This is a genomic window from Pseudomonas sp. LS1212, assembly GCF_024741815.1.
Lineage (GTDB): Bacteria > Pseudomonadota > Gammaproteobacteria > Pseudomonadales > Pseudomonadaceae > Aquipseudomonas.
The window spans coordinates 5,044,049-5,058,132 of sequence record NZ_CP102951.1 but is presented as its reverse complement, the minus strand read 5'-3'; the positions used below and the strand labels follow the sequence as shown (position 1 = coordinate 5,058,132).

The window sequence follows — 14,084 nt, the reverse complement described above, 5'->3', positions numbered from 1 at the left end:
ACGCAGATCGTACCTTGATCGACTGTACGGCTTTGCCGTATAGTTTTGCCATGTACACCATTATCGAGACTGAAATCTTCAAGCGCTATGCCGAGGCTATATGGAGCGATGGTGAGCGCCAGGAGTTCATCACCTGGCCGGCATCCAATCCATTGGCCGGTGATGTCATTCCCGGTACTGGAGGCTTGCGCAAAGTCCGCTGGTCCCGCGCCGGGATAGGCAAGCGAGGTGGTACGCGAGTCATCTACTACAACACGCTTTCCGAAGGCTGTATCTGGTTGCTGATTGCGTACACCAAGGCGAAGTTTGACAATCTCCCCTCAGCATTTCTGAGCCAATTGAAAGAGGAAATCAGTAATGGACAATGAAATGGAACAATTTCAGAAGGACTTGCTGACTTCAGTTCGCCAAATGAAGGCCGGTAAGGCTGCTCGTGTAACAGAAGTAAAACTTTCAGCTGCTACCGAGGCCCGGGCCAAGGTCGGTGTTTCTCAGAGCGCTTTTGCTCAGTTACTGGGCGTCAGCCTGCGTACGCTGCAAGACTGGGAGCAGGGCCGACGCCAGCCAACTGGTGCTGCACAAACGCTGCTGCGTGTGGCGAGCCAGCATCCTGAGGCCTTGCGCGATCTACAGCCTGTTTGAGATTGAGCGAAAACTTACCGAGTCCTTTGAAGTACTGAACCCGCTTCCATGTGGGAGCGGGCTTGCCCGCGATCGACCGCAGAGCGGTCGCCAGCTATATCGCCTACGTCTCCGAACTGCTGGCTTTGCTCAAAGCCCGAGCCTCAGCCCCATCCACCAATGCATCGACCAACGCCTTGGCAATCTCGGCCGAATGCAGTACCGACCACAACAACCCCTTCGGCACATGGGCATCACTGTTACACGCCGCATTGGCGGTATCACAGGCGCATTTCAAGTACAGCGAGGCATGGATCAGCGCATCTTCGGCATTGATACCGGCGCGTACGGAGAAGAGGGGAGCATGGCCTGCGTCGCAGGAGCCGAAAAGGGTTTCGGCAGTTTTGTGGATGGTACCGGCGGGAGAGGTTTCGTCTGAGGCTGGTGGTGGATCGGGAACGATTTTGATCATGGTACAACTCCTTTCAATAGTGGAGCTGCTACCGGCCTTCTCACGGGCTGGGGTGGCAGCTGTACGCGGGTGTGAGAAACCGGCTTGAAAGGACACCGGCCACGCCGAAACGTGCCCACGCACAGCCGCCATAACACAGACAACAAAAAAGCGCCGGTGAATGGTGGGCGCTTGTGCGCCTTTCAATAATCATCGCAGGTTCTCACGCCTGGTCGCTGAATTTGCAGCGACAGGGGAAGCCTATCGTTGTTTGCGGGAGTGGTGCAAGGCGACGTTGCTGATAATGGGTGTCGGACGGATCAGGCGATAACTGGAGTATCGGGCGCCAAGTCGATCAGCTGTCCGCTGACCTTGCCTGCCGTGCAGGTCACATAACCCATACTGATCGGTAGTTTGAACCGCCGGGGACCGGCACTGCCAGGGTTGATATAAAGCACCCCATCTTTTTTATGGATGCACGGTTTATGAGAGTGTCCCGTCACAACCACTTGCACACCCTGTGGTAACGGCTCAGGAACGTCTTTCCGTTCGTGAGTGACAAGCAGGGCAAAGTCTTTCAGCTTGACGATTTCGACCTTCCGCAAGTGCTGCGCCCAATCTCGATCGCGGTCTATGTTGCCGTACACGACGGTCAGCGGTGCCAGTTGCCGCAATGCTGTAAGGATCTCCGGTTTTCCGATATCACCTGCGTGGATGATGTGATCGCAGCCTTGCAGAGCGGCCACGGCTTGAGGCCTGAGCAGTCCATGGGTGTCAGAAATCAGGCCTATCTTCATGAGTGCTCCAGAGGGCTGGTGAGGCTCCTCACCGCATCGCACGCAGGGGCGTGAGTGCAAATGAACAGTTAACGTCACGAGAACAAAAAAAGGCAACAAACGTGACAACTGAGTTTTGTGGGGGGGCAAGCGAGCTCGGTGGAATCATTGGGCCGACGCTTGTCTGGAGAAGAGTTTGGTGGGCGAGAATAACTTTCATTTGAGCATTAAAAAGCCGGCTTGTGGCCGGCTTTTCTTACGTCCGCTAATGTCTGTGAGCCTCCAGCTATCCTTTTGTTTTAATGGGTCTTAAGGGTAGTATCCATCCATTAACATCCAGTGCGATGCATTGAAATCTGGTGTTTTGGTGTGGGTCAAAGTGTGGGTGGAAGCAGATGGCAGGGTTGACGACTGTAAAGATCAAAAGCTTGGCGAAAGCGGCGAAGCCGGGGATGACCGGCGACGGTAAGGGACTCTATTTCCAAGTCAGTAAAACTGGGGGAATGAGCTGGATTTACCGCTACAAGATCGATGGAAAAACTAGATATATGGGGCTAGGCGCGTTTCCAACCGCCTCTTTGGCTGTGGCTAGGGAAGCTGCCGAAGACGCCCGTCGCGGGATTGCCCGAGGAGTAGATCCATTAAATGCGCGTGCGGCTGACAGAGAATCGCGACGAAAAGCCGCCAGCGACAATGAGGCGCGAAAGGTAACATTCATGGCGGCAGCGGAGGACTACCGTCAAAGGCATGGCCGCGCGTGGTCTGAAAAATGGTACCGGGGGTGGTGGAGGAAGCTCGAGCTTCACGCATTTCCACTGGCTGGTGCGATGCCAGTTGGAGAGATTGATACAGATGCGGTGCTGAAAATACTAACTCCCATTTGGGCGAGTAAAACGCGCACGGCTGACGAGGTGCGGGGACAGATTGAGCTAATACTCGATGCCGCCAAGGCGCTGGGCTGGCGACATGGTGATAATCCTGCCAGATGGCGCGGCCATCTAGTCAACCTTCTAGACAATCAAGAGAAAAAGAAAGCTAGGAAACGGGTGCATCATGCCGCCATGGACTGGATGAGGGTTCCGAGCCTGATGTCCCAGCTCGCTGAGATATCGTCCCGTGACGCTTACGCAGCCCGGTTACTAATTCTCACTGGCGCACGTAGCCACATGATTCGTTTGGCTACGTGGGATGAATTTGACTTGGACATAAAAGTTTGGTCATTAACGGCAGAAAGAATGAAAATGAAGGTGGAATTTAAAATTCCACTGGCAGATGAAGTTGTAGTCTTTTTAGCAGAGCTAAAAAAGAGGGCCGATACTGACTTTCTTTTTCCTGGGAGGGGGGCAAGCGGAGCAATGCATGCGAATGCTATCAGGAATTTACTTCACCAGTTAGGGTATGAAGACATCACCAGGCATGGCTTTCGAAGTTCGTTCAGAGACTGGGCTGCTGAGTCCACGGATTTCCCACGCGAAATTTGTGAGATGTCCTTGGCACATGATGAACGTACCCAAACGGAGAGTGCCTATTCCCGGACTGATTATTTTGAAAAGCGTCGAAATCTGATGAGCGCTTGGGCAAAATTTGCTACCGGTGAGTCAAATGTTACAAGGTTGAACATAGGGTGCGAGATATGAAAGCTACATCCACTCCGACTTATAAATCTGTTGGTGCTGCACTGTTGCAATTGACAGACCAGATCGACGAAGAGTTGCGCGATTCAGATAAGCCGCTAGATTATATACGGTTGTACAATATGGCCGAGACAATATGCCTCCTGATTAGTGATGAGGAAGTAAAAGGCATGGCCTTGAAGGATTTCGCTGAAGGGTTTTTTAAGCTTGAGATGGCTGCATACGAGAGCCCTGAATCGGCCAGAGAAATTAGATATGGGGCGCAGAAGATCCTGATCGCTATGTGCAATATCGCCATCGTAATTGCGAGTGATCGCATCGATGTTGAAGTCGCAAGGATGGCGCCACTCGAGCGTCAAAGCAAGACGAAAGGACTCATGATAACTCTGGCGAGGGCTCAGGCTCGCCGGTTCTGGGCCGATGATACGCGACAGGAGATCCGGAGCGGAGAAATGGCTGAGAAGGTCTACAAAGCGATGATCAGTCTTAATTTATTCGAGTTCTTGCCTGGCTCGGCTGACCGCCTGAGGGAATGGATCAAGCCGGAGGCCCCTGAGTACGCCCAAAAAGGCGGGCGTCGAAAACCATCAAGGACGTAACGGATATGGGGATATCCGATACGGCTGGGAGTTTTCATGCTTCAAAAAGTCATTAGAGTTCACGGTCACCAACCCTAGCTTCGAAAGAGCCCTGGAGCCTGATCGTGAATCGTCGTGTCATGCGTTTACCTGAAGTCATGCAAGCTACTGGCTATAAGCGTTCCTCAATCTATGAGCTGATGCAGAAAGGAAAATTCCCTCAGGCCAAATCAATTGGCGCACGAGCTGTGGGATGGAGTTCTGAAGAGATTCAAGCGTGGGTCGATGCCCGTCTTTGTGTGAGTGTCATTACATGAAGAAGATTCCCGTCTCTGCAATCATTCCGTTGGTCACTCCTGCCGATATTTTTGAAGAGCTTTTCCCAACTAAGGCTCAGCTTGGTTTTTATTTCGAAACCGAAAACGAGTATGGTTATTTTCAAGGGTGGGACGATGACATTTACTTTTCGATTCTTCCTAGCCCGGAGTCTCCTCTCGATCAAATTGCGGACTATGATGAAGTCGGATTAACACAGCTGGCGCGAGTAATCGCTATGGCTCATGACCAATATTTAAAAAACGCCACTCAGTTAGAAAAAACTACCCATGTACGGTCGGCACATGCTTTTGGTGTGAGGGTGCGAGTTACAAAGCAATCAACGCTGGACGGTTTGGTTAGCAGGCTTAGTGATTCCCGCTGGTGGCGCCGACAGATCAATCGACTAGCAGATCAAAGACGGGAGCATCTGGCGCAGATGAGGCGGCAGTTGGGTAAATTTGCTCGCGAGCAGTGTTGTAGTGACGCAACTATGGCCATGATGAAAGCTAGGAAATCAAAGACAGATAAATTTTTGAGCGGAGTCTACAAAGTGGTCAGTGGCTCGGTCGAGCATGATCGTCCAGTGGTGTTTTCGTTGTTAGAGGTGGCTCGGGCTCAACAGGCCAATCGGATCAACGAGCTATACGTGAATATCAAGGCCATGGAAAAAATTGCGGCCAGTAAGGGATGGGGGTGGATGTTCATCACACTTACAGCGTCAAGTGAGTATCACTCGAATCCGTCTATGGGGAAAAACAGCTATAACAAAAATCTCAGTCCGCGTGATGCTAATAAATCTATCGGTCAGGATTGGAAAGCAATAGGAGGGGCGCTCAAGGAGCAGGGGCTTAAGCCCTCTGAGAGTTATTTCGGATTCAGAGTTACAGAGGTGCACGAAGATGGTTGTCCGCACTGGCACATCCTCGTCTTCCACGCATCCGGTGTAGAAACGGTGGTCGAAAAAGCCATCAGGCGGATCTATTCAAATAGGCCACATTCATATTTTGAGAATAATAAAAAGAATATTATCCGTATCGGGTTGCCCAAAGAAAACGCATCGGCGGCGAGCGCGGCAACCTACATCTATGGGTATTTGGTTTTTGCGCTTTCAGGTGGTCAAAACATCAGTGCCAATTCTGGCACTGCGTATAAATACCAGTGCGCTATCAAAGCTATGGGCGGTAGGCAATATCAGCCATTTGGAGTCAAAGGGGCTAGCGGAAAACTGAGGGCTCTGGCGAAAGTAAAGCGAATGTCAGGATGTCCAGAGAATATTCTTAAGCTGGCCAATCGTCTGCATGTTGACCAGGATGTTGAGGGTCGGAACGACATTCAGTTGGGAGCAAGAGTAGATTTTTTTCTAGGTGAGGCCAGTAAGCTTCAATTCATTAAGGAGCTTGGGCTGAACTCATTTGGCGAACGTGTAGAGAAGATTGTCGGGATCAAGCATCAAGACGACGTAACTTCGGTGGCGATATCCGGGTTGTGTGAGGATATTGACACAAAATTAGCCGAGAAAATCATCGCAGGTGGTTGAGCGGGCCAGAACGCAATTATTGTTAATTATTCAAGTAGGGTAGAGCTCTCTGCCCCACTTTACCTTCAGACCTGCTCGTAGTGATCGGTCGTAAGCTTATCTAGAAAGCAGGCGTCGTCACCCGCTTAATTTCCACAATCAGCTGATACAGCTAAAACGCACCACGGAGACTTTATGTCGGATAACTTTGAAGAAAACCTTTCTGATGTCAGGGATTTCATAGCTCTTGGAGGGGGTGCGTCTGGATGGTTCGCCAGGGCCTATGCGTCTTGGTACTGGTGCTCCGATTTTTGGAAGGTGAACTTAAATGGCTATCAGAGCCTGGATAGCTCAAACAAGAAGTTATTTGAAAAAATGCTCAACTTACGTACGCACACGGACTGGAATGACTGCGCACTTCACGAGGTGGCTCTTTTTGCGGTTGAGAAGTGGGACTTACTACTACCCGAAAAAATTTAACCGATACAAAGTCGTGCACATAAAAAGCTCCTCAATTTGGTAACGGATGGAAACACTCCCGTCATCACCACCTATAGCGCCATCGAACAATTCGGCTCAGGTGCAACAGTGGCTCATTACATTCGGTCTTAACAGCTACAAGCCAATGAGATAAATGAATGAAAGTGCCCCCGAAAGACAAGCGTGCTAAAGCACCTACAAAATGGAGGAAATAATGGTTCCCACTGAATATGCTCAACTCGAAAAAGAAGAGAATTATCGCGCGTGCCTCAACAGCCTGATGGCCGTTATGTGCAAGCTTGACCCCATCGAAAACATGATTGATACGGCTTCTCGGACTCCTGGTAGCACAGCGCTTCACGAGCTCAACAAAAAGCTCTATGCGCTTGATCGCCTGATTGAAACCGAGGTTTCTCTCCTCGGTCAGTGTTCAAACGCACACATAAAGAGCAATGCCAATGCCTGACGAAAAATGCGAAAAGTTTAGCGATCATGAGTTTGAGAAAGTCTCTGAAGTTAATCTCGGTCTCACTAATCCCACGGATGAAGATCCGGTTTATGAAATCACCCGGGAATGCGCCATTTGCGGGATGATCGACGTCTATCTTGACGTTTGATTTTATACATTCAGCAATTATAAGAGCAATGCCGATGCCTGACAAAAAATGCGAACAATTTAGCGACCATGCGTTTGAAGTGGTCGAAGAAAGAAACCTGGGGAAGAACGACGAGGGTGACTGGGTTGTTGCGATTACTGAAGAATGCAAGGTATGCGGCGAATTCAATTCTTACCGCGAGGAGTTTTAAAGCAACATTGTAACTAGCCCAGTGTATGTGAGCTTTCATATTTCAGGCCCCGAATAGGGGCTTTATGATTTTTTTGACTCGCCTCAAGTATCTCAATACGACGCTCAAAAGCGTCTCTCTCAGTTTCTAAAGCCAAGACATTAAGCTCCGATGCACTGACGGCTCTTTCACGCTCGACGAGCGCATTGGCGCGCACCTCAAGCCCTGATTCCGCTTGTTTGAGCAAAAGGCGTTTATGCTCGAAAACATGAAGGCGTTCGCTCAGCTGTTCAGCCTTTTTGTGCAATGCCCTCTGCCTCGATGCGAAGGATTTTTTCATCGTTGGTGCCACCGCTGCGGCCTGTGAATGTGACTTCGCTAAAGCCTCAGCTTTCCGCCAAGTGGCTGTTTTAATGCCTATGGCGGCAGCCGCATAGTCTCTGGCTTCAAGCTTTGGAGCTTCACCTGAGCCCACCAGCGCGCCGTAAAACTGTTTTAGCTCCTGATGCTTTGCTTTGCTGCCTTCGATGCCGCGCTCGAGCCCGCATGGCTTCCCACAGACTTCATAGAAGTCCGATTGCATCGCTTTCAACTTCGCCGGGCCGCCCAGAAAATCGCGGCACGACAGCCGGCCATCCTTAGTACGCGGCACGACGTAAGCGACCAAATGCGGTGTGCGCTCGTCCAAGTGCACAGTTGTAGCGATCACGTTTTCTTTGCCGTGTTTCTTCCTGAGCCATCTCAAAGCGTCGTTGAAATACCCATCACCCAGGTCATCCAGCTTGCCCCCGTGTCGCTTAAAAGCTTCCGGGGACGCGCTGATCATGTACTCGATGCATAACACTGATCCAGCCCTCAACTTTTCCGGCAAGCCCTTCTTCAGGGCTTCCACGAGCTTGGCGGTGGTTTTTGCTCCGGTGCCCCTGTTGAACTGGCTCAATTCAGGGTCTGCATTCGGTGTCGGCTGCTCTCGAAAAGTGTGACGCGCTGAACGCGCTACAGCACCAAAGCTCTTGAGCTTTTTTGTGCGCAGGATCGCATAAGTCATAGCGATGGCCCGTCGTAGCCGACTTGAGGCTGCCTCTTCCACGTAGGCACGTATGGCTTGTTTTCAACTCCAGAGGCTGTAGGAGGCAGCTTGTCGCCTCCGCTGGCATTTGGCGGCAACATGTAAAAAAATACATCGAGTAACAGTGCCAAGGCAATCATGATAGCGTTCAGAAGCGTCATCTCAATTTCCAAGACTTCCCGAATTTCCTCATTGTCTGTTTCGAAGTGTCTGTGCGCCAAACCTGTACTCTGAAGCTTTAGTAGCGCATCAAAAGCAGCAGGAACGTCTACTCGACGGATTTCATAAAAGTCTGGGACAAACCGCTCTTTCGAGAGGTCAGAAAGTGTTCGTTTCATTATTTCACCGAGCTTTTCCCCGGGGAAATTTGCACTAGCTTTTGCCCATAGTGCGCACTTGTCTTCGGGTAATAAAAAGATGTTTCTTTGGATCATGGTGACACCTCGTGGTGTTCTTATTATTGTTCTTCCATTATGCAAATGGAGCAACTGGTGGCGCAACTCTAAACTGGAACACTATGTGTAACCCACTACACTTCCGTGCCGGAAGGTGGGCCAGCGTGCCGCTGGACTGCAAACACCAAGGGGCGTTGCCCCTTGTCAACCCATGCCTCGCCGCCAGGGCAGGTGCGCGAGGAGAAGAGCACTCCCCGCACACCATCACCAGGCTACTTAGGAAATCGCTATCAAGGGCCGCGCTGCTGAATTGCTCACCCGTTCCTGCTCACCCCTACGGGGCTGCGCGGGCTGCGGCTTCCGCATTCTCCCTTGACAGCCTTGATGCAATTTAACGGATGTGGGCAGGTGCACCAATCTATTTTCTACCGAATGTCATTTAAAAATTGTCATACGCGGAGGATAACAAGAGTGAAGAATTGAACTCTAGACAGCCGTTCCAATTCTTCCTCTCCTACGTACTTCATTCCACAAGATACCTCTCCGTTAAATCGCTAACGCTGGAAGCGCCTTTACAACCTTCATCGTTTCGAGGCTTACAGTGACCACCCGCAGAAATAGCTCTAGTGGATACTTAGGATCGACCATAGTATCCATAGCCCAATCATTGGAATCACTAACAATGCCGCTATTCTTTTCAATCTTCACACATTGGCGCTCCACCACCCAATCCAGAGCCGGCTTGCCGTTGATAACATAGTCATAAGCCTCCAGCGGGATACCAGTAATGGTGATTTTCTCATTGTAGTGCAGGATGGTCTTATCCTTATTCTTACCATACTTCATTTTTTCGACACGATAATCAGTGTCCTGGCTACCACCTACTACCTTGGCCGGGTAGGGGGTGACCGTTTCGTAATTGATGTGCAGCTCCGTGAGAGTACGGCCTGCTTTTGAGAATGCAAAAAAACTGGCTGCTGTTTTTACGCGAGGTATGCGCGGCAGCTCCTTGGAAAGATTATCCGCGTACTTTTCGCGATATTCCGGTGAATGCAGTACGCCGTAGACGTAATAGAAAACGTCCTCCTTACTGATCTGCTCTCCAGGATAGGCCGCCTTAAAATGCTCCAACCCTTCGTCGGTAAGGGCATCACGACGCGTGCGTTGAACTGAACCTGGCTGCTCAAATAATCCCCCTTCCTGCGCCTCTGTCTCAATGTCGTCATAAAGGTACAGCGGGAAACATTGGGTTCCCCCGTCAGTTTGTAGCTCTGGGATACTATCAACCATTAAAGCTAGTTGGCCTTCGCCAGCCCAGCGCTGCTTTACCATAATCATAAGATTTTTTGCATTCGCATCCGGAAAGATGCGCGGCATCTGATAAACCATCTCATTAAAACGACGATTGAAATACAGCCACTGTTTAGTGAACGGGCGATACAGGCTAGTAACAAGGCAAGTTTCATCAAAAGAAAACTTTCGATCCCTCACCAAATCTTGCTTCAATGCTCGCGTCCAGCTAATTTTCGTCGGATCGGCATTGATATAACTATCTATCTTCAACTCTCGGCCTGGTCTATCTAAACCAACATGAGCAGAATTGAAACGCGTCACCTCATTATTGTAGAAAGAAATCATGCCTTGCATATTGGCAACTACGTTTTTTTTGCTCGAATTGTAGCACCAGGCATCACGTTGAGTTTTTACACCACTTGAGTAGTTTGCAAACAGCTTGGGAGCCGGATTCCTGTCTTTATCTCCCAAAACAATAAACTCAGCAAAGCTACCGTCACGCTGTTGCAGCCAGTCCCCATGCTCATCCGGAGTGATTACCTGCCAGGCTTCGTCTGCCGTGATTCCGGCAATGCTGGCAAAACCGCTGATTTTCTCCAACTTCTCCGACTGGCTCAGGTAGTCGCCAATATCGTGAAAGTAAATCTTTCCATGCTGCTTGGCCTGAGGGTTCTTCACCAAAAGCGAAATGGCAATAGGAGCGCGACTACCGCTACCGAATATCTTTCCTCCCTCTCTTCGAGATAGTTCACCCGAAGTACGTTGATTACCACGTAGATGGAATACATAGATACTAGAGAACTCATCAGCCAGGCATTGGCGAAGTCCATCTGCGGTGTTGGCCTCGACAAACCCGGCATTAGTGACAAAACCAATCACACCACTGTCTCCAACGCGGTCGCTAGCCCAACGAATGGCACGAATATAGCTGTCGTATAGTGCATTTTTATTGGTTGCCGTGGATCGTTCGGCATAGGTGCTGCGAATGCGGTCATCAAGATGAGGGTAGGCGACGTTGGCATTATTATCGTTGGCGCTAGTTTGCCCTGCGGAATACGGCGGGTTACCAATAATCACGCGGATATCCAACTGCTTCTGTTTCTTTCGCCGGGCACTGTTCTGCTCCAACAACGCATCCACCAGGTCTTCCTTTTCGTACATCTGGAAGGTGTCTGTAAGGCAAATACCTTCGAAAGGCACATAATCACCACCGACTAGACTGTGATAGACAGCCTCGATGTTGATCGCAGCAATGTAGTAGGCCAGCAACACCAATTCATTGGCGTGGATCTGCCCTTGATACTTGTTCTTGATCTGTTCAGGAGTCATCAACCCCGATTGCAGGAGACGAGTGATAAAGGTGCCGGTGCCTGTGAAGGGATCGATGATATGGACGCCATCGCTACCCAGACTCTGACCGAATTCGCTTTGCAGCACGTCATTAACGCTGTGGATGATGAAGTCCACTACCTCGACTGGTGTGTAGACGATGCCCAAACGCTCAGTCATTTTCGGGAAAGCGTTGCGGAAGAATTTGTCGTACAGCTCGACCACGATTTTCTGCTTGCCCGCTGCGTTGTCGATACCCTCCGCGCGTTGCTTGACGCTTGCGTAAAACTTTTCGAGGGTATCGGCTTCTTTATCCAACCGATGCTCGTTCAGCGCGTCCAGTACGCCTTGCATGGTCTGTGACATGGGGTTGTGCTTGGCGAAGCTGTAATCTTCAAAGAGAGCGTCGAAGACCGGCTTGGTAATCAGGTGCTGGGCCAGCATTTCGATAATTTCTTCATCCGAGATGCTGTCGTTCAGATCATCACGTAATTCGATAGCGAAAGCTTCGAAAGCGGCCTTCTCAGAGACATATTCTGAGTTTTCCAGAATGCCCTGGATACGGTCTATGTGCGTGCGAGCAATCTTGGCAATGTCGTTAGCCCAGTCTTCCCAATGGTGACGATTACCGCATTTCTGCACGATTTTGGCGTAGATGGCGCGCTCGATGTCGCCAACTTCGTAGCTCAAGTCTGCCTGCTGGGTTATCTGCCCTTCGGCATCGTGCTTGTTTTTACTACCAATGCCGTACCGACCTTTACCAGCATCTTTATTCTTGGTGCCAGAACTGTTCTTTTGCTTCCTCTCAACCTTGTCGGTGATAGCAATGACTTCCATTTTGCGTGGGTCATGGCCGATCAGGTCGAGTTTATTAACCATGGCATCGAAGGTGTCATCGTGAGAGCGCAGAGCCTGCAATACTTGCCAGACCACCTTGTAGGTCTGGTTATCGTTGAGAGCATCATGTGCTTCAACGCCAGCCGGAATCACCACAGGCAGAATCACATAGCCGCGCTTCTTGCCGGGGGCGTTACGCATCACCCGACCTACCGACTGCACCACATCTACCTGCGAGTTACGTGGGGTAAGGAACAGCACAGCGTCTAGGGAAGGTACGTCCACGCCCTCAGATAGGCAGCGAACGTTGCTGAGAATGCGGCAGGTGTTCTCTGGAGTATCACCCTTAAGCCATGTGAGCTTTTCTTCCTTCTGGCTGGCGTTCATTCCGCCGTCCACGTGTGCTGCTTCGCAGGTTAGACGAGAAGCCGCCTCAACGCTTTCTGACTCTTGGTAGGCCTCGACTACCGACTGGAACATGCTGGAGATGTTCTTGGAGCTGACCTTATGCTTGCTGCCTTTGTAATTGGGCTCGATGACCTGACAGAAGGCCACTGCACGCTTCATCGGTTCACTATCACCTACGAGATCCTCGGCCATGCTTTGCTTAGCCAGCGCCTTCCAACAACCGATGATCTTGGCAGCATCATCGACCTTGAGCTGGTTGTCTTCACTGGCCAGCATTTTTTGCAGGCTGCGGCTGACATGGCTTTCTTCTACAGCTAGAACTAACACCTTGTAATCGACCAAGAGGCCACGCTTTACTGCCTCGGAAAAGGTAATGACGTGCAATTCTCTGCCATAAAGAGTTTCGTCATCCATTGAGCACAGCGTCACGTCCCCGGATTCGGCCTTGATCTTGGCATTGTCGCCATAGATGCGCGGAGTGGCGGTCATGTACAGGCGCTTTACCGAGCGGATGTAATCGGCATCATGGATTTTGACAAAATTGCTTTCGTCGTCTTCACCGAAGGTCGCACCTGTGGTGCGGTGCGCTTCGTCGCAGACAACCAGATCAAACTCCGGTAACTCGTGTTCATGCTGGGCACGACTGATCACATCAATCGAATGATAGGTAGAAAACACCACGCTCATGTGCTCATCGTCATGACGTTTAGCCATTTCCGACGCCAGGCGCTTAGGTTCGGTTGTAGCTGGATATCGCAGCTCATGGGTGAATGTTTGCACCACATCGTCGTCTTGCTTGCGCTTCTTACCTACATCGCTATCAGAGCACACTGCGAAGCTATGCAGCGGAGTCCCGCTCTCTTGAGTCCATTCGGTGAGGGTTTGTGACAAGAGTGACAAGCTCGGCACTAGGAACAGAACACGCTTGCCTTTACCGGCCAGCTTTTCTGCGATCTTCAGGCTAGTGAAGGTCTTACCTGTACCGCAAGCCATGATCAGCTTGCCGCGATGCGCAGTTTTTAGCCCGAACTCAGTAGCGTTTAGAGCAGTTTGCTGATGCTCAAGAAGCTTCTTTTTTGCCCTGAGAACAGGCGCCTGGCTGGGCTTGAACTTGGCCCAGTCGATCTGACTGTTTTCAAGATCATTGAGATCAATTTTGCTGACCGTCTGATGCTGGTTTTGCAATGCATCGTTCGCGTGCTCACTCCAGTTGTTAGTGCTGGCTACGATGATGCGGTGGGTAAAAGGTTTTTTGCCGGAAGCGGTAAAAAAACTGTCGATGTCCTTCTTCTGTACCCGGTAATCCGATGCGTACAACTTGCACTGAACCGCGTGATACTCACCTGTGCCTTGGGTTTTAGCTACTAGGTCAATGCCGGTGTCGCGCTTGTCTAAGCCCTGCTCCTTCGCCCAGTCTGAGTACGTCCAGACCTGCTCGTATAGGTCTCGATAGGTGGCCTCGTTACGAAGGTATGTGTAGATCAGCTCCTCGAAATAAGTACCTTTTTCGCGCTCAGTTACGGAAGCGTTGCGATAGTGATCTAGCAAGGTAATTAGGGCGGACATCAGAAATTCCTTTTGCCTATTACGGGC

The 14,084-nt window shown here is 50.6% G+C and carries 15 protein-coding genes; 10 read left to right on the top strand and 5 right to left on the bottom strand.

The features are described from left to right. Positions 1-50 precede the first annotated feature (50 nt). Positions 51-368, top strand: coding sequence for a transcriptional regulator (locus NVV94_RS23590; RefSeq protein WP_258444736.1), 318 nt, complete (start codon positions 51-53; stop codon positions 366-368). Then, positions 358-642 carry a DNA-binding transcriptional regulator gene (locus NVV94_RS23585; protein WP_258444735.1) on the top strand — a complete coding sequence of 95 codons (285 nt, stop codon included), beginning with the start codon at positions 358-360 and terminating at the stop codon, positions 640-642. Before NVV94_RS23590 ends, NVV94_RS23585 begins: the two co-directional genes overlap by 11 nt. Before the next feature lie 103 nt (positions 643-745). Here the strand turns inward: NVV94_RS23585 and NVV94_RS23580 are convergent, their stop codons facing one another. Further along, complete coding sequence (locus NVV94_RS23580; protein ID WP_258444734.1) at positions 746-1,093, bottom strand: DUF3077 domain-containing protein; 348 nt, start codon at positions 1,091-1,093, stop codon at positions 746-748. Positions 1,094-1,392: 299 nt separating this feature from the next. Continuing rightward, complete coding sequence (locus tag NVV94_RS23575; protein WP_258444733.1) at positions 1,393-1,869, bottom strand: metallophosphoesterase family protein; 477 nt, start codon at positions 1,867-1,869, stop codon at positions 1,393-1,395. Positions 1,870-2,243: 374 nt separating this feature from the next. On the opposite strand from NVV94_RS23575, the gene NVV94_RS23570 reads away from it, so the two are divergent. The 8 genes from NVV94_RS23570 (at position 2,244) to NVV94_RS23535 (ending at position 7,181) form a co-directional block, all read left to right on the top strand. Then, a complete protein-coding gene (locus NVV94_RS23570) occupies positions 2,244-3,485 on the top strand; it encodes a phage integrase central domain-containing protein (protein WP_258444732.1) in 1,242 nt (413 codons plus the stop codon). Next, a complete protein-coding gene (locus NVV94_RS23565; protein ID WP_258444731.1) occupies positions 3,482-4,081 on the top strand; it encodes a hypothetical protein in 600 nt (199 codons plus the stop codon). Before NVV94_RS23570 ends, NVV94_RS23565 begins: the two co-directional genes overlap by 4 nt. 104 nt (positions 4,082-4,185) lie before the next feature. Beyond that, on the top strand, positions 4,186-4,377 hold the full coding sequence (locus tag NVV94_RS23560; protein WP_309304269.1) for an AlpA family transcriptional regulator: 192 nt from the start codon (positions 4,186-4,188) through the stop codon (positions 4,375-4,377). After that, complete coding sequence (locus NVV94_RS23555) at positions 4,374-5,915, top strand: replication endonuclease (protein ID WP_258444730.1); 1,542 nt, start codon at positions 4,374-4,376, stop codon at positions 5,913-5,915. The genes NVV94_RS23560 and NVV94_RS23555 overlap by 4 nt, the downstream gene beginning before the upstream one ends. A gap of 174 nt (positions 5,916-6,089) precedes the next feature. Further along, positions 6,090-6,374 (top strand): hypothetical protein, encoded by a 285-nt coding sequence (locus NVV94_RS23550; RefSeq protein ID WP_258444729.1) that lies wholly within the window; start codon positions 6,090-6,092, stop codon positions 6,372-6,374. A 214-nt stretch (positions 6,375-6,588) separates the two neighbouring features. Beyond that, positions 6,589-6,840 (top strand): hypothetical protein, encoded by a 252-nt coding sequence (locus tag NVV94_RS23545; protein ID WP_258444728.1) that lies wholly within the window; start codon positions 6,589-6,591, stop codon positions 6,838-6,840. Continuing rightward, positions 6,833-6,991 (top strand): hypothetical protein, encoded by a 159-nt coding sequence (locus NVV94_RS23540; protein WP_258444727.1) that lies wholly within the window; start codon positions 6,833-6,835, stop codon positions 6,989-6,991. The genes NVV94_RS23545 and NVV94_RS23540 overlap by 8 nt, the downstream gene beginning before the upstream one ends. A gap of 34 nt (positions 6,992-7,025) precedes the next feature. Beyond that, a complete protein-coding gene (locus NVV94_RS23535) occupies positions 7,026-7,181 on the top strand; it encodes a hypothetical protein (RefSeq protein ID WP_258444726.1) in 156 nt (51 codons plus the stop codon). A gap of 13 nt (positions 7,182-7,194) precedes the next feature. Here NVV94_RS23535 and mobV read toward each other — a convergent pair whose 3' ends face one another. The 3 genes from mobV to NVV94_RS23520 all read right to left on the bottom strand — a co-directional run bounded on the left by mobV (position 7,195) and on the right by NVV94_RS23520 (position 14,057). Then, positions 7,195-8,208 (bottom strand): MobV family relaxase, encoded by a 1,014-nt coding sequence (mobV, locus tag NVV94_RS23530; protein WP_258444725.1) that lies wholly within the window; start codon positions 8,206-8,208, stop codon positions 7,195-7,197. After that, positions 8,205-8,663 (bottom strand): hypothetical protein, encoded by a 459-nt coding sequence (locus NVV94_RS23525; protein WP_258444724.1) that lies wholly within the window; start codon positions 8,661-8,663, stop codon positions 8,205-8,207. Before NVV94_RS23525 ends, mobV begins: the two co-directional genes overlap by 4 nt. Before the next feature lie 507 nt (positions 8,664-9,170). Beyond that, complete coding sequence (locus NVV94_RS23520; RefSeq protein ID WP_258444723.1) at positions 9,171-14,057, bottom strand: type ISP restriction/modification enzyme; 4,887 nt, start codon at positions 14,055-14,057, stop codon at positions 9,171-9,173. Positions 14,058-14,084: the final 27 nt, after the last annotated feature.

Coding starts and splice junctions, on each gene's coding strand:
- NVV94_RS23550 (WP_258444729.1), top strand. CDS start 6,090: ATGTCGGATAACTTTGAAGAAAACCTTTCTGATGTCAGGGATTTCATA.
- NVV94_RS23565 (WP_258444731.1), top strand. CDS start 3,482: ATGAAAGCTACATCCACTCCGACTTATAAATCTGTTGGTGCTGCACTG.
- NVV94_RS23580 (WP_258444734.1), bottom strand. CDS start 1,093: ATGATCAAAATCGTTCCCGATCCACCACCAGCCTCAGACGAAACCTCT.
- NVV94_RS23535 (WP_258444726.1), top strand. CDS start 7,026: ATGCCTGACAAAAAATGCGAACAATTTAGCGACCATGCGTTTGAAGTG.
- NVV94_RS23525 (WP_258444724.1), bottom strand. CDS start 8,663: ATGATCCAAAGAAACATCTTTTTATTACCCGAAGACAAGTGCGCACTA.
- NVV94_RS23555 (WP_258444730.1), top strand. CDS start 4,374: ATGAAGAAGATTCCCGTCTCTGCAATCATTCCGTTGGTCACTCCTGCC.
- NVV94_RS23585 (WP_258444735.1), top strand. CDS start 358: ATGGACAATGAAATGGAACAATTTCAGAAGGACTTGCTGACTTCAGTT.
- NVV94_RS23575 (WP_258444733.1), bottom strand. CDS start 1,869: ATGAAGATAGGCCTGATTTCTGACACCCATGGACTGCTCAGGCCTCAA.
- NVV94_RS23540 (WP_258444727.1), top strand. CDS start 6,833: ATGCCTGACGAAAAATGCGAAAAGTTTAGCGATCATGAGTTTGAGAAA.
- NVV94_RS23590 (WP_258444736.1), top strand. CDS start 51: ATGTACACCATTATCGAGACTGAAATCTTCAAGCGCTATGCCGAGGCT.
- NVV94_RS23520 (WP_258444723.1), bottom strand. CDS start 14,057: ATGTCCGCCCTAATTACCTTGCTAGATCACTATCGCAACGCTTCCGTA.
- NVV94_RS23545 (WP_258444728.1), top strand. CDS start 6,589: ATGGTTCCCACTGAATATGCTCAACTCGAAAAAGAAGAGAATTATCGC.
- NVV94_RS23570 (WP_258444732.1), top strand. CDS start 2,244: ATGGCAGGGTTGACGACTGTAAAGATCAAAAGCTTGGCGAAAGCGGCG.
- mobV (WP_258444725.1), bottom strand. CDS start 8,208: ATGACTTATGCGATCCTGCGCACAAAAAAGCTCAAGAGCTTTGGTGCT.